This window comes from Pseudomonas sp. GW821-FHT03E01, assembly GCF_059420765.1.
Genome location: NZ_JBWKUI010000004.1, coordinates 304,078 through 329,768, shown reverse-complemented (window position 1 = coordinate 329,768; position 25,691 = coordinate 304,078). Strand labels below are relative to the sequence as shown.

The 25,691-nt window shown below is 60.6% G+C and carries 21 protein-coding genes; 5 read left to right on the top strand and 16 right to left on the bottom strand.

Features of this window, described 5'->3' with window-relative positions:
- The first annotated feature begins 35 nt into the window (after positions 1 to 35).
- On the top strand, positions 36 to 665 hold the full coding sequence (locus AC07VO_RS09295; protein ID WP_018928807.1) for a glutathione S-transferase: 630 nt from the start codon (positions 36 to 38) through the stop codon (positions 663 to 665).
- A gap of 210 nt (positions 666 to 875) precedes the next feature.
- Here AC07VO_RS09295 and creD read toward each other — a convergent pair whose 3' ends face one another.
- The 4 genes from creD to rloA2 all read right to left on the bottom strand — a co-directional run bounded on the left by creD (position 876) and on the right by rloA2 (position 5,048).
- A complete protein-coding gene (gene creD, locus AC07VO_RS09290) occupies positions 876 to 2,246 on the bottom strand; it encodes a cell envelope integrity protein CreD (protein ID WP_064620818.1) in 1,371 nt (456 codons plus the stop codon).
- Positions 2,247 to 2,365: 119 nt separating this feature from the next.
- The gene (gene creC, locus AC07VO_RS09285; RefSeq protein WP_086944441.1) at positions 2,366 to 3,793 is read right to left on the bottom strand and encodes a two-component system sensor histidine kinase CreC; all 1,428 of its coding nucleotides are present in this window, start codon (positions 3,791 to 3,793) and stop codon (positions 2,366 to 2,368) included.
- Positions 3,793 to 4,482, bottom strand: coding sequence for a two-component system response regulator CreB (gene creB / locus AC07VO_RS09280; RefSeq protein WP_086944440.1), 690 nt, complete (start codon positions 4,480 to 4,482; stop codon positions 3,793 to 3,795). The genes creC and creB overlap by 1 nt, the downstream gene beginning before the upstream one ends.
- Positions 4,483 to 4,541: 59 nt before the next feature.
- On the bottom strand, positions 4,542 to 5,048 hold the full coding sequence (gene rloA2 / locus AC07VO_RS09275; protein ID WP_018928803.1) for a retropepsin-like aspartic peptidase RloA2: 507 nt from the start codon (positions 5,046 to 5,048) through the stop codon (positions 4,542 to 4,544).
- Between the two features lie 337 nt (positions 5,049 to 5,385).
- On the opposite strand from rloA2, the gene yihG reads away from it, so the two are divergent.
- Entirely contained in the window at positions 5,386 to 6,270 is an 885-nt protein-coding gene (gene yihG, locus AC07VO_RS09270; protein ID WP_018928802.1) for a 1-acylglycerol-3-phosphate O-acyltransferase, YihG family, read from the top strand.
- Position 6,271: 1 nt separating this feature from the next.
- Here yihG and AC07VO_RS09265 read toward each other — a convergent pair whose 3' ends face one another.
- The 9 genes from AC07VO_RS09265 to AC07VO_RS09225 form a co-directional block, all read right to left on the bottom strand.
- Complete coding sequence (locus tag AC07VO_RS09265) at positions 6,272 to 6,886, bottom strand: DUF2780 domain-containing protein (RefSeq protein WP_018928801.1); 615 nt, start codon at positions 6,884 to 6,886, stop codon at positions 6,272 to 6,274.
- A 351-nt stretch (positions 6,887 to 7,237) separates the two neighbouring features.
- Positions 7,238 to 8,437, bottom strand: a complete 1,200-nt coding sequence (fdhA, locus tag AC07VO_RS09260) for a formaldehyde dehydrogenase, glutathione-independent (RefSeq protein WP_018928800.1) — start codon at positions 8,435 to 8,437, stop codon at positions 7,238 to 7,240.
- Positions 8,438 to 8,589: 152 nt separating this feature from the next.
- Positions 8,590 to 9,447 (bottom strand): formyltetrahydrofolate deformylase, encoded by an 858-nt coding sequence (gene purU / locus AC07VO_RS09255; RefSeq protein ID WP_018928799.1) that lies wholly within the window; start codon positions 9,445 to 9,447, stop codon positions 8,590 to 8,592.
- A 178-nt stretch (positions 9,448 to 9,625) separates the two neighbouring features.
- Positions 9,626 to 10,258, bottom strand: coding sequence for a sarcosine oxidase subunit gamma (locus AC07VO_RS09250; protein ID WP_018928798.1), 633 nt, complete (start codon positions 10,256 to 10,258; stop codon positions 9,626 to 9,628).
- Between the two features lie 63 nt (positions 10,259 to 10,321).
- Positions 10,322 to 13,339 carry a sarcosine oxidase subunit alpha gene (locus tag AC07VO_RS09245; RefSeq protein ID WP_019650294.1) on the bottom strand — a complete coding sequence of 1,006 codons (3,018 nt, stop codon included), beginning with the start codon at positions 13,337 to 13,339 and terminating at the stop codon, positions 10,322 to 10,324.
- Complete coding sequence (locus AC07VO_RS09240; protein ID WP_007907563.1) at positions 13,336 to 13,665, bottom strand: sarcosine oxidase subunit delta; 330 nt, start codon at positions 13,663 to 13,665, stop codon at positions 13,336 to 13,338. Before AC07VO_RS09240 ends, AC07VO_RS09245 begins: the two co-directional genes overlap by 4 nt.
- 14 nt (positions 13,666 to 13,679) lie before the next feature.
- Positions 13,680 to 14,930 (bottom strand): sarcosine oxidase subunit beta, encoded by a 1,251-nt coding sequence (locus AC07VO_RS09235; protein ID WP_007936415.1) that lies wholly within the window; start codon positions 14,928 to 14,930, stop codon positions 13,680 to 13,682.
- A gap of 23 nt (positions 14,931 to 14,953) precedes the next feature.
- Positions 14,954 to 16,207: a serine hydroxymethyltransferase gene (gene glyA, locus AC07VO_RS09230; RefSeq protein ID WP_018928796.1), complete on the bottom strand. Its 1,254-nt coding sequence runs from the start codon at positions 16,205 to 16,207 to the stop codon at positions 14,954 to 14,956.
- A 316-nt stretch (positions 16,208 to 16,523) separates the two neighbouring features.
- Positions 16,524 to 17,240 (bottom strand): TraX family protein, encoded by a 717-nt coding sequence (locus AC07VO_RS09225; RefSeq protein ID WP_064620833.1) that lies wholly within the window; start codon positions 17,238 to 17,240, stop codon positions 16,524 to 16,526.
- 127 nt (positions 17,241 to 17,367) lie between these two features.
- Here AC07VO_RS09225 and AC07VO_RS09220 point away from each other — a divergent pair, with 127 nt between their 5' ends.
- Both AC07VO_RS09220 and AC07VO_RS09215 read left to right on the top strand, forming a co-directional pair.
- Complete coding sequence (locus AC07VO_RS09220; protein ID WP_018928794.1) at positions 17,368 to 18,408, top strand: threonine aldolase family protein; 1,041 nt, start codon at positions 17,368 to 17,370, stop codon at positions 18,406 to 18,408.
- Positions 18,409 to 18,751: 343 nt separating this feature from the next.
- Positions 18,752 to 19,576 carry an SDR family oxidoreductase gene (locus AC07VO_RS09215; RefSeq protein ID WP_086944439.1) on the top strand — a complete coding sequence of 275 codons (825 nt, stop codon included), beginning with the start codon at positions 18,752 to 18,754 and terminating at the stop codon, positions 19,574 to 19,576.
- Positions 19,577 to 19,647: 71 nt separating this feature from the next.
- Here the strand turns inward: AC07VO_RS09215 and gbcB are convergent, their stop codons facing one another.
- A complete protein-coding gene (gene gbcB / locus AC07VO_RS09210; RefSeq protein WP_018928792.1) occupies positions 19,648 to 20,748 on the bottom strand; it encodes a glycine betaine monooxygenase reductase subunit in 1,101 nt (366 codons plus the stop codon).
- A 283-nt stretch (positions 20,749 to 21,031) separates the two neighbouring features.
- Here gbcB and gbca point away from each other — a divergent pair, with 283 nt between their 5' ends.
- Positions 21,032 to 22,327, top strand: coding sequence for a glycine betaine monooxygenase oxygenase subunit (gbca, locus tag AC07VO_RS09205; protein WP_018928791.1), 1,296 nt, complete (start codon positions 21,032 to 21,034; stop codon positions 22,325 to 22,327).
- 48 nt (positions 22,328 to 22,375) lie between these two features.
- Here gbca and AC07VO_RS09200 read toward each other — a convergent pair whose 3' ends face one another.
- Together AC07VO_RS09200 and AC07VO_RS09195 are read right to left on the bottom strand one after the other, a co-directional pair.
- Complete coding sequence (locus AC07VO_RS09200; protein WP_086944438.1) at positions 22,376 to 23,620, bottom strand: metallophosphoesterase family protein; 1,245 nt, start codon at positions 23,618 to 23,620, stop codon at positions 22,376 to 22,378.
- Between the two features lie 26 nt (positions 23,621 to 23,646).
- Positions 23,647 to 25,515 carry a c-type cytochrome gene (locus tag AC07VO_RS09195; RefSeq protein ID WP_064620840.1) on the bottom strand — a complete coding sequence of 623 codons (1,869 nt, stop codon included), beginning with the start codon at positions 25,513 to 25,515 and terminating at the stop codon, positions 23,647 to 23,649.
- Positions 25,516 to 25,691: the final 176 nt, after the last annotated feature.

Sequence of the window (25,691 nt, the reverse complement as noted above, 5' to 3'; positions counted from 1 at the left end):
ATGCTCCCGACACTGCCCATGATCGAGATGCCGCCATGTCCGCCCCCAGCATGACCTTGTTCCACAACCCCGCCTCGCCCTTTGTTCGCAAAGTCATGGTGCTGCTGCACGAGACCGGCCAAACGAACCGCGTGGCGCTGCAAGCCTGCCAGCTCACGCCGGTCAGCCCGGATCAGGCTCTCAACAAAGACAACCCGCTGGGCAAGATTCCGGCGCTGCGCCTGGCCGACGGCAATGTGTTGTACGACAGCCGGGTGATCCTCGATTACCTCGATCACCAGCACGTCGGCAATCCGCTGATTCCTCGTGAAGGCTCGGCGCGCTGGCGGCGCTTGACCCTGGCTTCTCTGGCAGACGGGATCATGGATGCCGCCGTGATGATTCGCTATGAAGTGGCACTGCGCTCACCGGAGAAACATTGGGACGCATGGCTCGACGGTCAACGCGACAAGATTCGTCGCGCCCTGGCGCTGTTGGAGGCCGATGCGATTGCCGAGCTGACCAGCCATTTCGATGTGGCAGCGATCAGCGTGGCCTGTGCCTTGGGTTATCTGGATTTGCGCCATCCGGATCTGGAATGGCGCAAGGAAAATCCAAAGTTGGCCGAGTGGTATTTCGAAGTGAGTCAGCGGCCTTCGATGATCGCGACGATGCCCAAGGCTTAAATCTTCGCTGGCTGTACCGGCCTCATCGCAAGCCGGCTCGCTCCCACAGGGGATTTGTGTTGTTCACACCATCGGTGCGCAACTGAGTTCCAATGTGGGAGCGAGCCTGCTCGCGATGGCACCACACCGGATCTGACGGAAATAACTGGCAAATCCGCGTCGCCAACACCTCACCCACTCGCTGATCCTCGCGCAACCCCAACCACCGGCTCATTCCACGGCACCTATATCAAAGTCCAAGGGCTTCGCGGTTTTCTGCCCGATCCCGTACCAGTCCAGCTTGCGGGTCAGCACCATGAACACACCCAGTAGCCCGAACAACAGCAGCGAGCCCATCAACAGCGCGTAATCCTCGGCGCTCAACAAGCCGTAAAGCAGCCCGTATAACGCCGCCAACCCCGCCGAAAAGCTCAAACCGTGACGCACGCTGCGCAGCACATGGCAGACATAAAAACCGATCAACGCCACACAGCTACTCGCCGACAGCAGATACGCCAGGGCAAAGCCGATGTGTTCGGACAGCGACAACAGCAACAGGTAGAAGAACGCCAGCGCTACACCCACCAAGGCATACTGCACCGGGTGCACCGCCAGGCTTTTCAACACTTCGAACAGGAAGAAACCGGCGAAGGTCAGGACGATAAACAGCAATGCATATTTGATTGCCCGGTCGCTTTTCAGGTACTGGTCCACCGGGTCGATGAAACTCACGCCGAAACTACGACCGCTGAACGCCTCGCAATGACCGCCCGACACGCAACTGTTCAACGCTTCTTGCAGGTTGGTGGAGAAAAACGAGGTCTGCCAGTTGGCGGTAAAGCCCTGATCGGTGATTTCCCGCTGGGCCGGCAGGTAATTGCCGATGAAGCTGGGGTGAGGCCAATTGGCCGCCAGTGAAACCTTGCTGGTCTTGCCCACCGGCAGAACCTGTAACTGGCCGGTGCCTTGCAGACGCAAGTCGAAACCGAAGGCCAGCTCCGTGGCCTGTTGGGTGTCCAGCGCCGGCAACGTCACATGCACACCCTCGCCCAGCCAGCCCACCTGGCTACCCGGTACAAAATCCAGCTTCTGGCCATTGAGTTCGAGTTTCAGCGCATTTTCGATGCCGCGGATGTCGCTGATGCCAACAGCCAGGAACGGCTGATCGAAGCGGTAATCGGCGAAGTCTTCCTTGATGCCCAGTTGTGCCGGAACCGAAAAATGCCCGCTGATGCGGTTATCGGCATGGAACAGTCGCGCCTCGTAGATGCCCCGGGAGCGCAGCTCTGTCTGGACCTGGCCGTCGAGTTCGAAACGCTCCGGCAAGAAATACAAACGTCCACGCTCCTCGCCGACATCCTGATAACGCTGGTTGGTTTTTTCGTTGGTTTTCCAGGTGCGCACTGTTTTGCGATAGGGCACCACCATCAGCGGGCCGCTCAATTGCTGGCTGTAACTGGAACTGCGGGCGATGTCTTCGAGTACACCGTCACGCAGTTGCTGGCGCTCCTGGATCACGCCGTTGATCATCAGTAGCGGGATCAGCAGCAACAGAATCAGCAGGGCAATTGCCCCGAGTTTTAGGGTCAGGCTTCGGTTCATGGGACTCTCCCTGTTTGGATGGGGAAAGTCTGGATTGGGTATGTGGGGGTTTTGTGGGAGGAATGTGGAGAGTGTGTGGAATTTGCGCTCGGCGCAGCAGCTGCCGAAGGCTGCGATCTTCAGCGGCTTGAAGGCAACCGCAAACGCACTTGAACACCGCCGTCGACGTTGCCGATACTCATCACACCACCATGCAACTTGACCACTTCCTCAACGAAGTTGAGCCCCAAACCGGTGCTCTTGCGTCCACTGTCCGGACGCGGCAGTGAGTAGAAGCGCTCGCTCAAGCGTGGCAACGCATAGTCGGGAATCGCTTCGGCCTGGTTGAACAGCTTGAACTCGATCTGCTCACCGACTCGTTCGGCACACAATCGCAGCACGCCGTTCGCTGGGGTGAAGTCCAAGGCATTCTCCAGTAGATTGCCCAGCGCCTGGCGCAATAGGAACGGCTCGCCAAGCAGATTCAGATCCGCCGCAATTTGCCGTTCCACACGCAATTGCTTGCCTTCGATTCGTGCAGCCTGCGCGTTCAACAGTTCTTCCACCAAGCCCGCCAACGGCACCACCACCCGCTCCTCCAACCCTTGGCGTTGCTCAACCTGCGCCAGGTTCAACAGTCGCTCGATCAACTGCTGCATGCGCGCACTTTCGCTGTCGATGTTACTGACGAAGCGCTGCTGCTGGGCTGGCGGCATTTCGCCTTGCAGCAGCTCCGCTGCGCCACGAATCGCCGCCAGCGGGCTTTTCAATTCATGGGTCAGGGTGTGCACATAACGCTCGACGTAGGCTTTGCCCTCGAGTTGGGTACGCATGTGCTCCAGCGCCGTGGCCAGTTGTTCCAGTTCGCCCCCGCGGTAATGCGGCACCTCGACCCGGCGGCCTTCACTGACGGCCTGGGCATAGGCCGTCAACCGCCGCAGCGCCGCGCTCAGCCACCAGGACAACAGCGCACCGAACAACAAACCGAGGCCGATCAACCCGGCGCCATATGCCAACAATCGGCGCTCGGTGCGATCGACGTAAGGCTGCAGTGAGCTGTTGGGTTTGGCCACCGTCACCACGCCGATGATCTGGCCGTTGTCGCGAATCGGTGCCCCGACGTGCATCACCGACGAGTTCGAGTCATCGGGGTTGCTGCGCGTCGAACGCGCACCGTACTCGCCACGCAGGGTCAGGTAGACGTCATTCCAGCGCGAGTAGTCCTGGCCCACCGCAATCCCGCTGGAATCCAGCACCACGATGCCTTTGGCATCGGTGACGTAAATGCGGTGATTGACCTGATTCTTCGACAGGCCCCAGATTTTCGCCTGCGGTTGTCGCTCGCCATAAGCCTTGAGCAACTCGGGCCAGCGGTTCTGGCTGAGGGTGCCGGCCTTGAAGTCGTCGCGCAGGATCTCGGCCATCAGGTTGGCGGTGTCCACCAGGGTTTCTTCGGTGGACTGGCGCACACCGGGGCGGATTTCTTCCATCACGGTGTTGAGCACGAAGTAACCGGTCAGGCCGATGAACAGCACGTAAACCAGAAAAATCCGGATCCCCAGTGACATCAGCTGTGCCCCGGGCTGTAGCTGTAGCCGAGGCCACGATGAGTCTGGATCGGCTCGGCGTCGGCCTTCACCAGGCGCAACTTGGCGCGCACGCTCTTGATGTGGCTGTCGATGCTGCGCTCGTAACCGGCATCGGCGGCCACGCCCAGCGCATCGAGCAATTGCTCGCGGCTGAAGACTCGCTCAGGTTGTTCCAACAGGCATTGCAGCAAACGAAACTCATGGCGAGTCAGGCTCAGCGGCTGGTTGCGATAGCTGATCTGCACCCGATCGCCGTCGATGCGAAACAGCGCTGAAGCCACCTCCGACACCTCCGCCACCGGTCGTGGCGCCATGCGCTTGAGAATCGCCCGGACCCGCGCCGCCACTTCCCGAGGGCTGAACGGCTTGACCACGTAGTCGTCGGCGCCGATTTCCAGGCCCACCACGCGGTCGATCTCGGCGTCACGGGCACTGAGGAACATCACCGGCACGTCACTGAAACGCCGCAATTGCTTGCAGGTCTCGAAGCCGCTGATATCCGGCAGGCCGATATCGAGAATGATCAGGTCGGCCGGCGTGGCGCGCTGATGTTCGAGCGCCGCCGCGCCAAGGCTCAACCAGGTGGTGGTAAAGCCCTCGCCCTGCAAGGCGAAAATCAGGGTGTCGGCAATCGCCGCTTCGTCTTCGACAATCAGGATATGAGGCATGGCGTCCGAGCCCACTGGTTAAGTGGGCGAACGGTGCCCCAAGGCTGATTCGCCGTCAATCAGCAGTCGGGTTTGTCGGCTGTAAAGCGACGCGCCGGGTTCACTGCTGCGCCGAATTCGCGCAGGGCTTTGGCGCCGATCAGCAGTGGATAGTTGAAGCTGCTGCGGTCGGTGAGGTTGACCTCGACGGTACGCTTGACGTTGCCCAGGCACAGTTCCAGATCGACCACCGGACGCTTGGTCACTTCGCTCACGGCCTTGTCTTCATCTTCTTCATCGGCACGGTTCTTGATCTTGCTGATCCGCGCGACCTTGTGTTCGTAGACCTTGTTGCTCGCGCCTTTGGTGGCGAGACGGAAACGTACCCACTCGTCGCCGTCGCGGGTGAAGGTTTCGATGTCTTTGGCCGACAGCGACGCGGTCAGGGCGCCGGTGTCCATTTTGGCCTTGAGGACTTCACCGCCGATTTCCGGCAGCGCGATGTATTCGTAACGCCCGTACAGGGTCGGCTCGGCGGCCAGGACCGGCAGGGTCACGAGGGCAAGCAGTGCAAGGAGAGATTTCACGTAAGGGGCTTCCTTGAGGGATGTGGACGCATGGCCGAATTCTAGACCGCAAAAAACAACGATAGTTGGACCACTTCCCACTTTTGTGGCGAGGTAGCTTGCTTCCGTTGGGGGGCGCAGCGCTCGTAAAACCGTTGCCTGCGGTATACCTGAAAATCGCGGCGCCTGGTTTTAGGGCCGCTGCGCAACCCAGCGGGAGCAAGCTCCCTCGCCACAAAGGCAACAGCGATACGCTGAGAGCATACCGCTACCAAGGTGAAACATTCGTCACCACCGATTTGGCCTGCCAACCGAAGCTGCTTATCATGGCGCGCCCACACGCTTTCAAGAGTTATCTATGCGCCGCCTGCTCACCGGCTGTTTCGTTACCCTGCTGCTATTGCTCAACACGCTGGTCCTGTTCGGGCCTTTGATGGTGTTCGCGCTGCTCAAACTGCTCCTGCCCGGGCGCTTTCGCGATTACGCCTCGTGGGCGGTGATGTGGATTGCCGAAACCTGGGCCGAGATCGACAAGCTGATCTTCCGCCTGTGCATTCCCACCCAATGGGACATTCGCGGCGGCGATGAGCTGCGCGGCGACACCTCGTATCTGGTGATCGGTAACCATCAGTCCTGGGTCGATATCCCGGCGCTGATCCAGGCACTGAACCGGCGCACGCCGTTCTTCAAGTTCTTCCTCAAGAAAGAACTGATCTGGGTGCCATTCCTGGGCCTCGCCTGGTGGGCGTTGGACTATCCGTTCATGAAGCGCTACAGCAAGGCGTTCCTGGAGAAGCACCCGGAGCTGGCCGGCAAGGACCTGGAGATCACTAAACAAGCTTGCGAGTTGTACAAGCGCCAGCCGGTGACCGTGGTCAACTACCTGGAAGGCACCCGCTACACCGCGGCGAAAAGCGCCCAACAACAGTCACCGTTCACCCACCTGCTCAAGCCCAAGGCGGGCGGCGTGGCGTTCGTGCTGGCGGCGATGGGCGAACAGTTGGACGCCATTCTCGATGTGACGGTGGTGTATCCGCAGCAGAAGATTCCGGGGTTCTGGGATTTGCTTAGTGGCAACGTGCCCAAAGTGATCATCGACATCCACACCCGCGAACTGGACCCGGCACTGTGGCAAGGCGATTACGAAAACGATCCGGAGTTTCGCGAAACAATCCAGAACTGGGTCAACCAGCTCTGGATCGTGAAGGACCGGCGCATCCAGGCACTACGCGCCGAGGGCTGACTCAGCTACCGGCGCCGGTGCCCCAGATCCCGCCGAGGTTTTGCAACAGCGAACCGGCAACGCCTTGCTGACCGAGGTATTGCAGGATCACCGGGGCAAACACGCCAACCATCCCGGTGTCCATGCCCAGGGCGCTGAAGGCGTTGTTCAGGTCCTTGGTGTCTTTGACGTTACCCAGCAAGCCATCGAGCAACGCATTCTTGTCCGAGCCCGTGCCGAGCAACCCACCCAAGCCAGTCAGGCTACTGATCGCGCTGTTGCCGGCGATCTGAGCGAGGCCCGGCACGGTTTTGCTCAGTTCGGAGAAGTCCTGGCCGCTGAGCTGATTCCTCGCCAGGCCCAGCATCGCACCGGCGCCGCCGATGGCCTGCTCCGGGGTAATGTCGAGCTGCGAACCCAGGGTATTGAGCAAACCGGCGGCCTTGGGCGCCGCCGCCACGATGCCATCGACATCATCGGCCTCGACACCCTCGACATCCTCGTCGTCCTGCATCGATGACACCGCCTTGACCGCATCGCTGAGGCTTAACTGTGCAAAGGCCGGGCTGGCGGCCAGCGTCGTCAACGAAGCGACAGCCATGAGCGATGCCAGTGCAAAACAGCGTGAAACGTTCATCCAGACATCCTCTTGTGCCATGAAAGCCGCCCGGTAACGGCGGGGCGGCAAAACTGCTGATTGGACCGGATGTACGCCAGCATGTTCCTCGTTTGCGTGGGCATTTATCCCCAGGTGGCGTCTATAAAACGTGCCTCCTGGGACGCAACCGATGAACGGTATGACCGAACCGGCTGCATCTGAGTTCTGGACAATGAGGTCAACTGGAAAGCGACGTCTACGGCATGGAGCAAATCAGATTATCGTTCGAGTTCCATTGGTGATCGCTCATTTTCTCTGAGCAATTACGTGCCACTCGCCATAAAAAAGGGCGACATCACTGTCGCCCTTTTTTCCGTCTTGCTCCAGGCCTTACGCCGCACTAAACAACTTGTGCGGATCGATCACAAACTTCTTCGGCACGCCCGCGTCGAACTCGCCGTAACCCCGTGGCGCGTCATCCAGGCTGATGACTTCCACGCCGACGATTTCGGCAATCTTGATGCGGTCCCACATGATCGCCTGCATCAGCTGGCGGTTGTACTTCATCACTGGCGTCTGGCCGGTGTGGAAGCTGTGGGATTTGGCCCAGCCCAGGCCGAAGCGAATGCTCAGGCTGCCCATTTTCGCGGCAGCGTCCACTGCACCCGGATCTTCGGTGACGTACAGGCCAGGAATACCGATTTTGCCAGCGACGCGAACCACGCCCATCAGCGAGTTGAGTACGGTGGCGGGAGCCTCGTGCTTCACGCCGGCATGGCCGTGACCGCGAGCTTCGAAGCCTACGGCATCGACGGCGCAGTCCACTTCTGGTTCGCCCAACAGTGCAGCGATTTGTTCGTGCAGTGGGGTGTCTGTCGACAGGTCGGCGATTTCGAAACCCTGAGCCTTGGCATGGGCCAGGCGGATCGGGTTGACGTCACCGATGATCACCACAGCAGCACCCAACAGGCGAGCGGAAGCGGCAGCTGCCAGGCCAACCGGGCCGGCGCCGGCAATGTACACGGTGCTGCCAGGGCCGACGCCGGCAGTCACTGCGCCGTGGTAACCGGTGGGCAGGATGTCGGAGAGACAGGTCAGGTCACGGATTTTTTCCATGGCCCGGTCGCGATCTGGAAGTTTCAGCAGGTTGAAGTCGGCATACGGTACAAACGCGTATTCGGCCTGGCCACCGGTCCAGTCACCCATGTCGACATAACCATAGGCACCGCCCGGACGCGCCGGGTTAACGCTCAGGCAGACGCCAGTATGTTGCTCTTTGCACGAACGGCAACGGCCACAGGCAACGTTGAAAGGTACCGACACCAAGTCGCCGATCTGCAGGTTCTCGACACCGCTGCCCTTCTCGATCACTTCACCCGTGATCTCGTGGCCCAGCACCAGACCGGTCTGAGCGGTGGTACGCCCGCGCACCATGTGCTGATCGGAACCACAGATGTTGGTGGAAACTACGCGCAGGATGACACCGTGCTCGATCTTCCTGCCGCGCGGGTCCTGCATTTTGGGATAGTCGATTTTCTGTACTTCGACCTTGCCTGCGCCGAGATACACCACACCACGATTACCAGACATGCTTTCACCTCGCTGTTGTTTTTATGTAGCGGTCGCGTCGCCAGGAAACGGCGGCGCGTTGATTGCTCGATAAATCAAAAGATCGTCCGAACGCGGCCCGAACCTTCGGCAGCGTCTACAGAGGCAGGCGATCTTTTCAGGCAGTAAAAACGCTAGAGAACAACTGTCCTGTTAGCGTTAAGGAACACGCGTCTTTCAATGTGATAACCCACCGCCCGCGCCAACGTCAGCCCTTCGATATCCCGCCCCTTGGCGATCAAGTCTTCGGGATAGTGGCTGTGATCCACGGCTTCCACGCCCTGGGCGATGATCGGACCTTCATCCAGATCGTTGTTGATGTAATGCGCCGTGGCGCCGACCAGTTTCACGCCTTTGTTGTAGGCCTGGTGATACGGCTTGGCGCCCTTGAAGCCCGGCAGCAGGGAGTGGTGAATGTTGATCGCCTTGCCGTCGAGTTTGCGGCACAGCTCTGGCGACAGAACCTGCATGTAGCGGGCAAGGATCACCAGCTCGGCGCCGGCCTCTTCGATCACCTGCCAGACCTGGCGCTCTTGCGATGGTTTGTCGTTGGGGTCCAGCGGAAAGTGGTAGTACGGAATCTGGTGCCAGTCGGCCAACGGCTTGAGGTCCGGGTGGTTGGAGACCACCGCGACCACGTCCATCGACAACTGGCCGATGCGCTGGCGGTAGAGCAAGTCGTTGAGGCAGTGATCGGCCTTGGAGACCATGATCACCACTTTCGGCCGGTAGTTCGGCGGGGTCAGCTCGAAGACCATCCCGAAGGCGGCACCACGCTCCGCCAGGCCTGCGCGGAAGGCTTGTTCGTCGAAAGCGTCGGGTTGCCGAAACTCCACTCGGATGAAGAAACGGCCTGAGAGCCGGTCATCAAAGGAGTGGTGCTCGGTGACGTAGCAGCCCTGCTCGAACAGAAAGCGGGTCACCGCATCCACGGTGCCGAGGACGCTTGGGCAGTCGGCGGTCAGAATCCATGTGTCTGGGGCGCGGCTCATAGTGCGGTGACTCCTGCTGCTACATCTGTGATCAGAGAGAACTCTGTGGCGAGGGAGCTTGCTCCCGCTGGGTTGCGAAGCGACCCCTATGTCAGCAACCGCATTCCTGCAGAAGGAACGCGGATTCAGGTTTTACGACTGCTGCGCAGCCGAGCGGGAGCAAGCTCCCTCGCCACAATTACGCCTGGACGCTAAGCCCGTACTCAGCCGACGCATCCTGCAACCACAACCACCAGTAATCCGAGAAGCTGCGGCGAATCAGCAGTTCCCAGGTGTCTTCGGCGGTATGGCGGATCATCAGTTGCGACTTGGCGAACACCGTGCCCACAGCCTTGCCCACCGGGAAGTTGTTGGGGTGCACGTCGTAGCTGGTGGACTTCATCAGCACCTGACGCACGTTCGGGCCGCTGAGTTCGAGGATCTGCTGGCCACCGCTGACGTTGACGATCTGGATGTGCAGGTCGCCCAGCGCTTCACGGAGTTTTTTCTCGGCGGCGAATTCTTCACCGGTCGGCACGACCAGCAGCCATTCATCCGGCCCCATCCATTGCAGGCTGGTTTCGCCTTTGATGATCACGGTCAGCGCACCTGGCAACTCGATGCCAAGGGCCTTGTGCACACCAGCGGCGAACGCGGCGTCGTGGCCATCGCCACGGATAGTCAGGTGACCGAGGAGTTTTTTCTCACGCACGATCACGCCGGCGTTCTTGCGACCCTTGCCCACCAGGCTGGCGAGGTCGGCATGATGCAGCGACGACTCGGCCTTGGCCCCGGTGGTTGGGCGTTGTTGGTAAACATTGGCTGCGGTCATAAAGCACCTGTCTTGAACTTGAATTCTTTGTCGCCCCCCGCGCCTGGCGCGGGGGGTGATCGATTACACGTTCTGGCGATCGCCTTTCGGATCGAAGAACACCGAAGAAACGATTTCCGCCTCGATCACGCTGCCGTCGGCCAGCGGTGCGAACACCCGCTCACCCATGCGCTTCAAGCCGCCCTTGACCACGCCCATGGCAAACGAATAGCCCAGGGAGTTGTGCAAGTAACTGGAAGTCACGTGACCCACCATGGTCATCGGAATCGCTTGCTTGGTGTTGAACACCAGTTGCGCACCTTCCGGCAGCCATTTGGTCGGATCGATCGGCTTCAGGCCAACCAGCTGTTTGCGCTGATCACGCACACAGTCTTCGCGGTTCATGCCACGCCAGCCGATCCACGAGAACGGTTTGGTGCGACCGACACACCAGCCCATGTTCAGGTCGTCCGGGGTCATCGAGCTGTCAGTATCCTGACCGACGATGATGAAGCCCTTCTCGGCCCGCAGTACGTGCATGGTTTCAGTGCCATATGGCGTCAGGTTGTACTTCTTGCCAGCATCAACAATTTTTTCCAGCACGCCCATCGCATAGTCGGCCTGCACGTTGACTTCGTACGACAGCTCACCGGTAAACGAAATCCGGAAAATCCGCGCCGGCACGCCACCGACCAGGGCTTCTTTCCAGGTCATGAACGGGAAGGCTTCGTTGCTCAGGTCGGCGTCGGTGACTTCGCTGAGCAGCTTGCGGCTGTTCGGCCCGGACAGGGTCATGGTTGCCCAGTGATCCGTCACGGAAGTGAAGTACACCTTCAGGTCTGGCCATTCGGTCTGGTGGTAGATTTCCAGCCATTGCAGCACGCGCGCAGCGCCGCCGGTGGTGGTGGTCATCACGAAATGGTTGTCGGCCAGGCATGCAGTCACGCCGTCGTCGAACACCATGCCGTCTTCTTTACACATCAGGCCGTAGCGCGCCTTGCCCACGTCGAGCTTGGTCCAGGCGTTGGTGTAGATACGGTTGAGGAACTCGCGGGAGTCCGGGCCCTGGATGTCGATCTTGCCCAGGGTCGAAGCGTCCAGCAGGCCGACGCTGTCGCGCACGGCTTTGCATTCGCGTTTGACGGCGGCATGCAGGTCTTCACCGTTTTTCGGGAAGTACCAAGGACGTTTCCACTGACCGACGTCTTCGAACTCGGCGCCATTCTTAACGTGCCAGTGATGCAGCGCGGTGAAGCGAACCGGCTCGAAGATGTGCCCACAGTGACGACCGGCCACGGCGCCGAAAGTCACCGGCGTGTAGTTCGGGCGGAACATGGTGGTGCCCATCTGCGGGATGGTCACGTTCAGCGAACGGGCAGCGATGGCCAGGCCGTTGACGTTGCCGAGCTTGCCCTGATCGGTGCCGAAGCCCAGTGCGGTGTAGCGCTTGACGTGCTCGACCGACTCGAAGCCTTCGCGGGTCGCCAGTTCGATGGCGGCTGCGGTGACGTCGTTCTGCAGGTCGACGAATTGCTTCGGCGCACGGGCAGTGGCTTTTTCGTGAGGCACCTGGAACAGCGCCAGCGTCGGCTCTTCGAGTCGGCTCAGGGCTTTGGGCAGTACGCCTTCGACCTTGCCGAATCCAGCTTCGCTGGCAGCGCGAGCACCGCCTTCAAAACCATCGGCCAACGAATCGCCGAGGCTGTAGACGCCGTTGATGCCACCGACGCACACGCGTTTCTGCGGTGCTTCGCCCGGTACGAAACCGAGGATGTCTTCACGCCAGATCGGCTTGCCACCCAGGTGCGAAGCCAGGTGAACCACCGGGCTGTAGCCGCCGGAGCTGGCGACCAGGTCGCAATCGAGCCATTCGCCCGGGCTGGTCACGGTGTGTGCTTTTACATCAATCGCTGCAACGCGAGCGGCGGTCACGTGCTTGCTGCCACGGGCCTCGATCACGGCGCTGCCGGTCAGGATGCGAATGCCTTTGGCGCGCGCTTCTTCCACCAGCGCACCGCGAGGGTTGCTGCGGGCGTCGGCGATGGCCACCACTTGCAGGCTGGCGTCGAGCCAGTCCAGGGCAACGCGGTAGGCGTGGTCGTTGTTGGTCGACAGCACCAGTTTCTTGCCCGGTGCCACACCGTAGCGACGCACGTAGGTCGACACAGCGCCGGCGAGCATGTTGCCCGGCACGTCGTTGTTGCCGTAAACCAGTGGACGCTCGTGGCTGCCTGTCGCCAGCACCACGCGCTTGGCGCGAACCCGGTGGATGCGCTGACGCACCTGGCCGATCGGAGCGCGGTCGCCGAGGTGATCGGTGAGGCGCTCGTGAATGGTCAGGAAGTTATGGTCGTGGTAACCGTTGACCGTGGCGCGCGGCAACAGCAGCACGTCAGGGGTGTTTTTCAGCTCGGCGATGACGCTGGCAACCCACTCGGTAGCTGGTTTGCCATCGAGGCTTTCGCGGGAGTCGAGCAGGCTGCCGCCGAACTCTTCCTGCTCATCGGCCAGGATCACACGGGCGCCGCTGCGGGCAGCCGCCAGTGCAGCCGCCAGACCCGCAGGGCCAGCGCCGACGATCAGCACGTCGCAGTGCTGGTTCATGTAGTCGTAGGTGTCCGGATCGTTCTCGGTCGGCGAACGGCCAAGACCGGCTGCCTTACGAATGTACTTCTCGTAAGTCATCCAGAACGATTGCGGGTACATGAAGGTTTTGTAGTAGAAGCCCGGTGGCATCAGCTTGCCGCCGACCTTGCCGAGAATCCCCATCATGTCGTTGTTCACGCTTGGCCAGCCGTTGGTGCTGGTGGCGACCAGGCCTTGATACAGCGCTTGTTGCGTGGCGCGTACGTTCGGAATCTGCGTGGCTTCGGTCGCACCGATCTGCAGCACGGCGTTCGGCTCTTCGGCACCGGCGGCGAAGATGCCGCGTGGGCGCGAATACTTGAAGCTGCGGCCGACGATATCGACACCGTTGGCCAGCAAGGCTGCGGCCAGCGAGTCGCCTTCAAAGCCTTTGTAGACCTGGCCGTTGAAGGTGAAGCTCAGCACTTTGTTGCGGTCGATGCGTCCGCCGTTGGACAGGCGATTGATCTGGCTCATACCTTCTCTCCCAGAGCCGTGGCGGCCGCTTTCGGGCTGTCGGTCTTGTCGGTGAACTGCGGCTTGGTGCCGATCTTGTAGGTTTCGAGAATCTCGTAGGTCACGGTGTCACGGGTCACGTTGAAATACTGACGGCAACCGGCGACGTGATCCCACAGTTCGTGGTGCAGACCGCGAGGGTTATCGCGGAAGAACATGTAGTCGCCCCACTCCTCGTCGGTGCAGCTGTTCGGATCCAGTGGACGCGGGATGTGCGCCTGGCCGGATGCATGGAATTCCTCTTCGGAGCGCAGTTCGCCACAGTGAGGACAGAAGATATGCAACATAGGGATTTCTCCTGTTAGTGGGCGACTGCTGCAGCGCCGTGTTCGTCGATCAACGCACCGCTGTGGAAGCGGTCGATGGAGAAAGGTGCAGCCAATGGGTGCATTTCACCCTTGGCCAGGCTTGCGGCAAACACGTTGCCCGAGCCAGGTGTAGCCTTGAAGCCACCGGTGCCCCAACCGCAGTTGAAGAACATGTTCGGTACCGGAGTCTTCGAGATGATCGGGCACGCATCCGGCGTGGTGTCGACGATGCCGCCCCACTGACGGTTCATGCGTACGCGCGACAGCACCGGGAACATCTCGACGATGGCCTGGATGGTGTGCTCGATCACCGGGTACGAACCACGCTGGCCGTAGCCGTTGTAGCCGTCGATACCGGCGCCGATCACCAGGTCGCCCTTGTCGGACTGGCTGATGTAACCGTGTACGGCGTTGGACATGATCACGCTGTCGATAATCGGCTTGATCGGCTCGGACACCAGCGCTTGCAGCGGGTGCGATTCGATCGGCAGGCGGAAACCGGCGAGTTTGGCCATGTGCCCGGAGTTACCGGCAGTCACCACACCGACGCGCTTGGCGCCGATGAAGCCCTTGTTGGTTTCAACACCGATGCACACACCGTTTTCCTTACGGAAACCGATCACTTCGGTCTGCTGGATCAGGTCCACGCCCAAGGCGTCGGCGGCACGGGCAAAGCCCCACGCCACGGCATCGTGACGGGCCACGCCGCCGCGACGCTGGACGGTAGCGCCCATCACCGGGTAGCGGGTGTTCTTGGAGCAGTCGAGGTACGGGATCTCGTCTGCCACTTGCTTGGCATCGAGCAGTTCGCCGTCCACGCCGTTGAGGCGGTTGGCGCTGACCCGACGCTCGGAATCACGAATGTCCTGCAGGGTGTGGCACAGGTTGTAGACGCCACGCTGGGAGAACATCACGTTGTAGTTCAGGTCCTGGGACAGGCCTTCCCACAATTTCATCGCGTGTTCGTACAGATGTGCCGACTCGTCCCACAGGTAGTTGGAGCGCACGATGGTGGTGTTGCGCGCGGTGTTACCGCCGCCCAGCCAGCCCTTCTCGACCACGGCCACGTTGGTGATGCCGTGTTCCTTGGCCAGGTAGTAGGCGGTCGCCAGACCATGCCCGCCACCGCCGACGATGACCACGTCGTAGACCTTTTTCGGGGTCGGCGTACGCCACATGCGCTGCCAGTTTTCATGGTGGCTGAGGGAGTGTTTGAAGAGGCCGAAGCCCGAATAGCGTTGCATAGTCATTTACTCCAAAACCGCGCTCAGCGATAAACCGGGAAGTCCGCGCACAGGGCTGCCACATGCTGCGCGACATTGGCCTCGACATCGGCGTCGCCGAGGTTGTCGAGGATGTCGCAGATCCAGCCGGCCAGTTCAACACACTGGGTAACCTTGAAGCCGCGAGTGGTCACCGCCGGGGTGCCGATACGCAGGCCGGAGGTCACGAACGGCGACTGTGGATCGTTCGGGACAGCGTTCTTGTTCACGGTGATGTGGGCGCGACCGAGTGCTGCGTCCGCCTCTTTACCGGTGAGGCCCTGACGGATCAGGCTGACCAGGAACAGGTGGTTATCGGTACCGCCGGACACTACATCGTAGCCGCGTTTGATAAATACGCCGGCCATTGCCTTGGCGTTGTCGATCACTTGTTGCTGGTAGGCCTTGAAGCCAGGCTCCAGTGCTTCCTTGAAGCACACTGCTTTACCGGCGATGACGTGCATCAACGGACCGCCCTGGGCACCAGGGAATACCGCGGCGTTGAGCTTCTTCTCGATTTCTTCGTTGGCCTTGGCCAGGATCAGGCCACCACGCGGACCGCGCAGGGTCTTGTGGGTGGTGGTGGTCACCACGTCGGCGTATGGCAGCGGGTTCGGGTACAGGCCAGCGGCGACCAGACCGGCAACGTGAGCCATGTCGACGAACAGCAGGGCACCGACCTTGTCAGCGATCTGGCGGAAACGCGGGAAATCGAGGGTCTTGGAGTAGGCCGAGAAACCGGCGACGATCATCTTCGGCTTGCATTCGACGGCCAGACGCTCGACTTCGTCGTAGTCGATCAGGCCGGTTTTGGTGTCGATGCCGTACTGCACGGCGTTGTACAGCTTGCCCGAGGACGACACTTTGGCACCGTGGGTCAGGTGACCGCCGTGGGCCAGGCTCATGCCCAGAATGGTGTCGCCGGCTTGCAGCAGGGCCAGGTAAACGGCGCTGTTGGCCGAAGAACCGGAGTGCGGCTGCACGTTGGCGTAATCGGCACCGAACAATTGCTTGGCGCGTTCGATGGCCAGGGCTTCAACCTTGTCGACGTGCTCGCAACCACCGTAGTAGCGCTTGCCCGGATAGCCTTCGGCGTATTTGTTGGTCAGGCCACTGCCTTGCGCTTCCATCACGCGCTTGCTGGTGTAGTTCTCTGACGCGATCAGCTCGATGTGATCTTCCTGGCGTTGCTCCTCGGCATTCATCGCCGCCAGCAGTGCATCGTCGTAACCCTGAATCTGGTCTTGCTTGCTGAACATCGCGTCTCTCCCAGCGGCGGCGGTGCGCCTTTCGTCTCGGTGAGGCACTGGCATTTCGGCAGTGCCCTTTGATAGCGATGGTATGACCGGCGCAGACAGGTCAAATGCCTATGGACGCCACGCAAAGGTGCGTTTACGACATGGGCCGAGAAGGCTGAGCCAGGAAGGCTCTTGTGGCGAGGGGGCTTGCCCCCGTTCGACTGCGCAGTAGTCGCAAAATCAACAAACGGGGTTTGCCTGATAAACCACGCTCTGAGGGTTTAGGGCCGCTTCGCAGCCCAACGGGGGCAAGCCCCCTCGCCACAGGGGACGGGCGTCAGGCGATGAGTTGGCGCAAGGCCAAAAGTACGAGGAAATGCCCGGGATAAAGGGCGTAGGCCCAGCGGCGCATCGGCGGTGGCTGGATGCCTTGGGCATGTCGCAATAGCAGCAGGCCCGAGAATGGCGCAATCAGACAAACGACAATACCCAAAATCGCCGCACCGCTGCCGAACCAGGCAGCGGAGTACAGCACTTGCCATTGATTGGCCGCCAGGCACACCAGCCCCGGCAACAGGCCGAAATACCAGGGCCGCTGGATCACCAGCAACATCGCCAGTGGCAACAGCACGCCGAAAAAGCCGAACATCAATCGCTGCGGGAACAGTGCCGCCAGCACCAAGGCAACGACCGCCAACAGACGCGACTGAACTGGCCCGTGCTGCCAGCCACGGGCCACCAGCAACCCCATGACCAGCGTAGGCAATACATTCAAGGTGTCGTGATCAGGAATGTACATCCGATACGGAATTTCGCTCAGGGCACTGAACAGCAACAACCAACCGAGGTAGCGCCACTGGCCGTCGGTCGTCACTGTACGGACACGCGCCAGGTTCGCCGCCATCGCCAGACAGAACCACGGGAACGCCAATCTGCCCGGCACATACAGCAGATCGAGGGAATAACCGACATATCGCAGGTGATCGAGCACCATGCTCAACAGCGCCAGCCACTTGAGCAGATCCAGTGCACCGTCCCTCTGCGTCATGTGCATAATTGCCCGAGGCATTTGTATTTTTCTGACAGACTCATCCCGTGTGCTCCCCGGACGATCTTCGGTAAAGTGCACATCATCATTGACCAACGAAGCGCCACAAGCGCCTCGATCACGGAAGCCGGCCATGACCGACAAGAGCCAACAATTCGCCAGCGACAACTATTCCGGTATTTGCCCTGAAGCCTGGGCTGCCATGGAACAGGCCAACCACGGACACCAGCGCGCTTATGGCGACGATGAGTGGACCGCACGCGCCGCGGATCAATTCCGCAAACTGTTCGAAACCGACTGCGAAGTGTTCTTCGCCTTCAACGGCACCGCGGCCAACTCGTTGGCCCTGTCGTCGCTGTGCCAGAGTTACCACAGCGTGATCTGCTCGGAAACCGCCCACGTCGAAACCGACGAATGCGGCGCTCCGGAGTTTTTCTCCAACGGTTCCAAGCTGCTCATCGCCCGCACCGAAAACGGCAAGCTGACCCCGGAATCGATCCGCGAAATTGCCCTCAAGCGCCAGGATATCCACTACCCGAAACCGCGCGTCGTGACCCTGACCCAGGCCACTGAAGTCGGCAGCGTGTACACCCCGGAAGAAATCCGCGCCATCAGCGTCACCTGTAAAGAACTGGGCTTGAACCTGCACATGGACGGTGCCCGTTTCTCCAACGCCTGCGCTTATCTGGGTTGCTCGCCAGCCGACCTGACCTGGAAGGCCGGCGTCGACGTGCTGTGCTTTGGCGGTACGAAAAACGGCATGGCGGTGGGCGAAGCGATTCTGTTCTTCAACCACAAACTGGCTGAAGACTTCGACTACCGCTGCAAACAGGCCGGGCAACTGGCGTCGAAGATGCGCTTCCTCTCGGCCCCCTGGGTCGGGATTCTTGAAAACGACGCCTGGCTCAAATACGCCCGCCACGCCAACCACTGCGCGCAGTTGCTGGCCGAACTGGTGAGCGACATTCCTGGCGTCGAGCTGATGTTCCCGGTGCAGGCCAACGGTGTGTTCCTGCAACTCTCCGAGCCGGCCATCGCCGCACTGACCGCCAAGGGCTGGCGCTTCTACACCTTCATCGGCAACGGCGGCGCACGGTTCATGTGCTCGTGGGACACCGAAGAAGAACGCGTGCGGGAACTGGCGGCGGATATTCGGCACGTGATGACAGCCTGACTCCCTCCCCCTAGCCACAGGCTCTGTGTTCCACCTCAGCTATTTGGTTGAAGTGCGACTTTGTGGCGAGGGAGCTTGCTCCCGCTCGGCTGCGCAGCAGTCGTAAAACCAGCCAACGCGGTCCACCTGACAGACCGCATGCTCAGGCTTTGGGGCTGCTTCGCAACCCAACGGGAGCAAGCTCCCTCGCCACAGGTTCTGCGCTCGACCTCAGCTATTTGATTGGCAAGAGATCTTATGGCGAGGGGGCTTGCCCCCCCTTGCCACAGTCCCGCACGAGTTGGTCTACATTGACTGCGAGCCGTTTCGATCCGCTCGGATCACGCCAATCGGGAGCGTCCGCATGTCACTACAAGGCAAAACCCTGTTCATCACCGGCGCCAGTCGCGGGATCGGGCGTGAGATTGCGCTGCGGGCCGCGCGCGACGGGGCCAACATCGTGATTGCCGCGAAAAGCGCCGCCCCTCACCCCAAACTGCCTGGCACCATCTTCAGCGTGGCAGCGGAAGTCGAAGCCGCGGGTGGCAAGGCGCTGGCCCTGGAGGTGGATGTGCGCGATGAAACCATCGTGCGCCAGGCCCTGGCTGACGCCAATGAGCATTTCGGCGGCATCGACGCGCTGGTCAACAATGCAGGAGCGATCAAGCTGACCGGCGTGCAGCACATCGAACTCAAGCGCTTCGACCTGATGCACCAGATCAACACCCGCGCCGTGCTGCTGTGCAGCCAGGCCGCCCTGCCCTATCTGAAAAAATCCAGCGGCCACATCCTCAACCTGTCACCGCCGTTGAACCTGGCCACCAAATGGTTCGCCCAATACAGCCCCTACACCGTCACCAAGTACGGCATGAGCATGCTCACCCTGGGCATGAGCGAGGAATTCGCCGCCTACGGTATCAGCGTCAACTCTCTATGGCCGCAGACCATGATCGCCACGGCCGCGATCGAGTTTCAGCTCGGATCGCGAGAATCTTTCAAACATGCCCGCACACCCGCGATCATGGCGGATGCCGCCCACGTCATTCTCGACAGCAGCGGTCGCAGCATTACCGGTCGGTTGCTGATCGATGAGGAGATTTTGCGCGAGCAAGGGGTGACGGATTTTGAAAGGTATCGGTATGCGCCTGATTCCACCGACAAACTGATGCCAGACCTGTTTGTCGACTGACTGAAGCGCGCCCTCTACAGGCGCTGCCGAAGGCTGCTCCTGTAGAGGTTATTCAGCGATCATCCGACCGATCAATACTCGATCCGCACGTCACCCTTCGGCACGCTGCAGCAAGACAGGATGAACCCTTCGGCTTCGTCTTCCTCGGTAATCCCGCCGTTGTGTTCCATTGCCACTTCGCCGGCAAGCTTCATTACCTTGCAGGTACCGCAGATCCCCATGCCGCAGGCCTTGGGGATCATCAGGCCCAGCTTGGCGGCAGCGGCGTGGACGGTTTCGCCCGGAGCCACGCGGATGCTCTTGCCGGAGGCGGTGAATTCCACCTGGTGCAGGTCGGCGGCGTCGATTGCAGGGGCGTCGGCCGCTTGTTCAGCGTGTTCCTCTGCATCGGCGATAGCCTCTGGCGGTGTGGCGCCGAAGGACTCTTCGTGGTAGCGCTTCATATTGAAGCCGGCGTTTTCCAGCAAACGCTTGACCGCATTCATGTAGGGCGTCGGGCCGCAGCAGAACACTTCCCGCTCAAGGAAGTCCGGGACCATCAGTTCGAGCATCTTGTGGTTGAGATAACCGCGGTATCCGGCCCACGGCTCACCGAAACCGTGTTTCTCGCAGATCAGGTGCAGGCTGAAGTTTTCGATCCGCGCCGCCATGTGCTCCAGCTCGCGGTGATAAATGATGTCTTTCGGCGAGCGGGCGCTGTGGATGAAGGCCATATCGACATTGCCGTTGGTATCGAAGAACCAGCGCGCCATGGACATCACCGGGGTGATGCCCACGCCGCCGCTGAGGTACAGCACTTTCGGGTTCGGAAAGTCGATGGCGTTGAACAGCCCGACCGGGCCGTGCACCGCCAGTTCGTAGCCTTCATGCAGGGTGTCATGCAACCAGTTCGAGACCTTGCCGCCCGGTACGCGCTTGATCGTCACCGAGAAGCTGTACGGCACCGACGGCGAGCTGGAAATGGTGTACGAACGCATGATCTGCTGGCCTTCGATTTCCAGCTCCAGGGTGACGAATTGCCCCGGCTTGAAGAAGAACATGATCGGCTGGTCGGCCATAAAGCAGAAGGTGCGCACATCCCAGGTTTCCTGGATGACTTTGACGCAACGGACAATGTGTCGACCATTGGCCCAGGTCTGGGTGGTTACCGGGTTCAGGAAGTTGTTGGACATGCTGATCTCCACGGCCGACTACCGGCCTTTATGTTGGCGATTCTGCGTATAGCGCAGCCCCGCCATTTACCTATCTGCGACATTGACATACTTATCGCGACCAGCCCCCAATTACCGGGGGTTGGGCGTCGGGAACAGATTGGGCCATGTCGCCCATGGATAAGGTTCCGGGGAGCGCCGGCCCCACACTCGCCCCATACCAAGACACAACCTTTACACCTTGCGTAGCAAACCTGATTAGCCACTTTCGCCGGCCACACAGAATGGCCTTGAGGATTAAACGATGGACGTCACCACTACCCTGAGCCTGGGCGATCCACTGGAACCCGCACGCAAGGCCACTGCGCAGATGCTGCAAGAGCGCGAGCGCACTTTCTCGCTGCCGCAGCCGTTTTACTCTGACGAGCGGCTGTTTGATATCGACATGCAGGAAATCTTCCAGAAAGAGTGGTTGATTGCCGGCATGACCTGCGAGATCCCGACCAAGGGCAACTACCTGACCCTGCAAGTCGGCAAGAACCCGATCATCGTGATTCGTGGCGCCGATGGCGTGGTCCATGCGTTCCACAACGTCTGCCGCCACCGTGGTTCACGCCTGTGCACCAGTGAAAAAGGCAAGGTCGCCAAACTGGTCTGCCACTACCACCAGTGGACGTACGAGCTGGACGGTCGCCTGCTGTTCGCCGGCACCGAAATGGGCGCCGACTTCGACATGAAGCAATACGGCCTCAAACCGGTGAACGTGAAGACCGCCGGCGGTTACATCTTCATCAGCCTGGCAGAAAACCCGCCGGCCATCGATGACTTCCTGTCGACGCTCAGCCATTACATGGAACCGTACGACATGGAGAACACCAAGGTGGCGGTGCAAACCACCTTGATGGAAAAGGCCAACTGGAAACTGGTGCTGGAAAACAACCGCGAGTGCTACCACTGCGGCGGTTCACACCCGGAATTGCTGAAAACCCTGCTGGAATGGGACGACGTCACCGATCCGCGTGCCGACCAGGCCTTCAAGGACCACGTAGCCGCTTCCGCCGCTGCCTGGGAAGCCGAGAAGATCCCTTACGCCCACGCCAGTTTCGGCCTGCGTAACCGTATCGTGCGCATGCCGCTGCTCAAGGGCACCGTATCGATGACCATGGACGGCAAACAAGGCTGCGCCAAACTGATGGGCCGCATCAAGAACCCGGACCTGGGCTCGATGCGCATCCTGCACCTGCCGCACTCGTGGAACCACTGCATGGGCGACCACATCATCGTGTTCACCGTGTGGCCGATCAGCGCCCAGGAAACCATGGTCACCACCAAGTGGATCGTCCACAAGGACGCGGTCGAAGGCGTGGACTACGACGTGGAGCGCATGCGCCAGGTCTGGGATGCGACCAACGACCAGGACCGTCGCCTGGCCGAAGAGAACCAGCGCGGGATCAACTCCACCGCGTACCAGCCAGGGCCTTACTCCAAGACCTATGAGTTCGGCGTGGTGAACTTCGTGGACTGGTACAGCGAGCGGATGCTGAACAACCTGGGGGCCGAGCCTGCGCCTTACCTCAAAGGTGTTCCGGTTCAGGGTTAATCGAAATCTGATCGTTCCCACGCCAGGCGTGGGAACGATCCTTCCTCGCTAAATTGAAGACCACCGCACCGAACCATCCTCGCCAATAAACGTCTCTTCGATGTTCTCCCCCACCAGCCGCACCTTCACATAACCGTTCAACACCCGATCCGGGTACGCCTCATCCCGCGCATTTTGCGTTTCCGACCACAGCACCCCCGGATGCCCGTTCAGCTCGCTGGCATTGCCATAGGGAATCGCCCCGTGCCCGGCGCAACGTGCATGCAAGCCACCTTGAGTGGCATAGCAGATGCCGTTATGCAAATGCCCCCAATACCAGTAATCCGGCTCGCGCCCCAAGGCATCGCAGACCGGTTTGTACAACGCGGTCTTGTCACGCCCGGTAATGTCAAAGCCCTGGTGATGACTGAGCACCATGATCTTCTTGCGTTTGGGCAGGTCTTTCATCCAGTCGATCTGCTGCTTGTTCAGCGCGCCGTCCATATACAGGTTGATTGGACTGGAGGCATAAGCCGAGTCGATCCCGACCACCAGCCAGTCATCGTTGTACAACGCAAAATAACTGGTGCCCTGCTGCGCCGGGAAACGTTTGGCCAGTTCCTTGAAGTAGCCATGGGCGCCGCTGTACATCTCGTGGTTGGAGTTGAGAGTGAATGAGCCCTGCTTGCCCATCGGCCAACCGACCATGTCGACGTCTTCCTGGGAGCGGGTGCCGGCGTAATACACATCCCCCAGATGAATGGTGAAGTCGGCCTGGGCCAGTTGCATCTGATCGGCCACCGCCACTGCCGGGGCATGACTGTCGAACGGCCCGGTGCCCCAGTCGCCGGCAATGGCCAGGGTCACGTCACTGTCCATGCGCATCAACGCCGGGTTGGTAGCGAACGGTGCGTGATGCCGCAGGTTCTCGATCCACTTGAGCAACGCTTCGCTCCACAACAGATCCAGCAGCTCCCATTTGCGACAACCGAGCAGGCTGCCATCCTTGAGCACTTGGGTCTGCAGCTCATCTACCGATTGCGGCAAGGGGCTGGCGTTGCCGATGTGCAGGATCGACAAACCGTGGGACAACTCCCACGGCACACTCGGTTGATCGTCCGGCAAGTCGCCGTGCTTGAGCACGTATTGCGCCTGATCGTGCCCCCGCTGCAGCAGCGCGACGATGGCTTGGTACTCCTCCGGTTCAAGCTCGCTGACGAGCTTCTTCCAGGCCATTTCCATCCGTGTGAACAGCCCGTGCAGGCGCACCTTCACCTTGTCGTATTCATGTTCCCAATGTCTGACCAATGACATGTCGCTTTCCTCCATCCGTAGTGGAATCACAGGGTTTTCATGAACTCGATGAGCGCCCGCTTATCGAGTTCCGACAACTGCGTGCCGTACAGGTGGCCACCGTTGTGGTTGCCCTCCAGGCGCGTGTCGTATTTGAAGTCCGCCGAGGCTTTCACCTGCTCGCCACTGGTGATGAAGCCGACCTTGTCCTTGTCGTAAATGTCGGAACCGGTGAAGAACACCTGCGGCCGCAGTTCCGGCGGCTGCAGCAAATCCCATAGGGTCGGCACCGAGCCGTTGTGCAAGTACGGCGCGCGCAACCAGATACCGTCAGTGGGCGTATTGCTGTAGCTCTGGGTCTTGCGGTAAGCACCAAAGTCGAACGGCGGTTTCTTGAAGCCGTGGAAGGCTGTCACTAAACCGGTGGTGAACGAGTTCAGCCGATGGGGATCGGTGCCCAGTTCATCAATCGTGGTGGTGACCTGACCGGTGTCGGTGCGGCCGAAGTCATGGCAACCGGCACAATTTTTTTCCCAGACCGGCTTGCCCCGGGCGACCTTGGCCTGATCCAGCGCGAACGGCCAGGCCGGTGCCTTGTGGCCCAGCAGCCAATTGGTCACCCGGTTGAAACTGTCCGGCAGCACCGACTCCGGCGTCGCACCCACGGCCATGGCCGCCGCGTAGTTGCGCTCATGGATATCGTTGTTGTTGCCGTCCCAGTGCAGGTACAGCGATTCCCGGGGTTTCTGGTTCCAGACTTGCGGCAAGTCGACGGTGCCGATGGTCGAGTCATCCGGGAAGCCGAACACCACCATTTTCGTCGGGTTGAAAGTGTCGGTACGCCCCGGCCCCTGCGGTGCGCGCAGCTTCTGCCAGGCATAGGCCTGCTTCTGTTTGATCAGCGCGCTGGTGGCCATCGGGATGATCAGGTAGCGGTTGTACAGGCGCTCGAAAAACCCGAGCTGGAACTTGCTGTTGATCGCAGTCATCACCGCGTCGGGGGTGAATTTGGGGTCGCTCGCGCAATCGTAGGCGAACCACTGGAAGGCCTGCAGTTGCAGGGTATTGGCCGGTGCGGAGGCCACCGGGGTAGCAACATCGCTGGCATTGGCGCGGTAGGAGCCGGTGTGGCACAAGGCGCAGTTGGGCTCCACGGTCGGGTAGCCGATCTGCCGCTTGGCCATGCCGATCGGCAGGTCCTTGCCGTTCTCGTAGAGGAAACCGAACACTTCGTAACCCCCGGGCTTCGGCAGTTTCTCCGGGCACATCTGCGGCAACACGGCGAACAGGTAATAGGGAATCCGTGCTTCGATGCCCAGGCCGATGGCGGCGTATTTGTAGTGGTCTTCGTCAGAAGCGTATTGCTCGGCCGGCACCACCCGCAGCATCTGGTACCAGGTTTCGTAACCGATAAACCCCAGCGCCAGCACCACGACCAGCGTGGCGACCTTGAAGCTGTGCCGCCGCCAGCGTCGCGCCCACGCTGCGCACCACTCACGCCAGCCATCGCGAAGCAGGGCGAACGGCCGATTGGCCGGCGCGCTGCCCAGGTACAGCAGAATCCCGAGGATCAGGAACATGCCCAGATCGCCCAGCAGCATCGGCACGAACACCTGGGCCTGGTTGCTGGTGTTGATCAGGTAAATCCAGAACGCCACGGCGACCAACCGTGACAATACGCACAGCCACGAATGCACCACGTATTTGGGGGCATTGAAGCCTGACGGCATGTAAAAAAGGCTGATCCCCACCAGCAACATGCCGGCGTTCTCCAGCCAAGGATCGGAGAGCTGCGGAGGCATCCCGAGCATCGAGGTCAGCAACGCCGGCGCGAACAGCGCCGGAATCGCGAAGACCATGTTCATTGCGATGCCTATCCAGATGAAGCGTTGAAACCAGCGGATGTAACTGTCCATGGCATCCATTTCCTTTTTGTCCCTAGCCACCAACGAATCTTGAGTGGGCACATACCCGTGGCGAGGGGGCTTGCCCCCGCTCGGCTGCGAAGCAGTCGTGAAACATGCAATCGCAATGTTCCTGAATGACCGCATTTGCCGATTTGGGGCCGCTTCGCAGCCCAACGGGGGCAAGC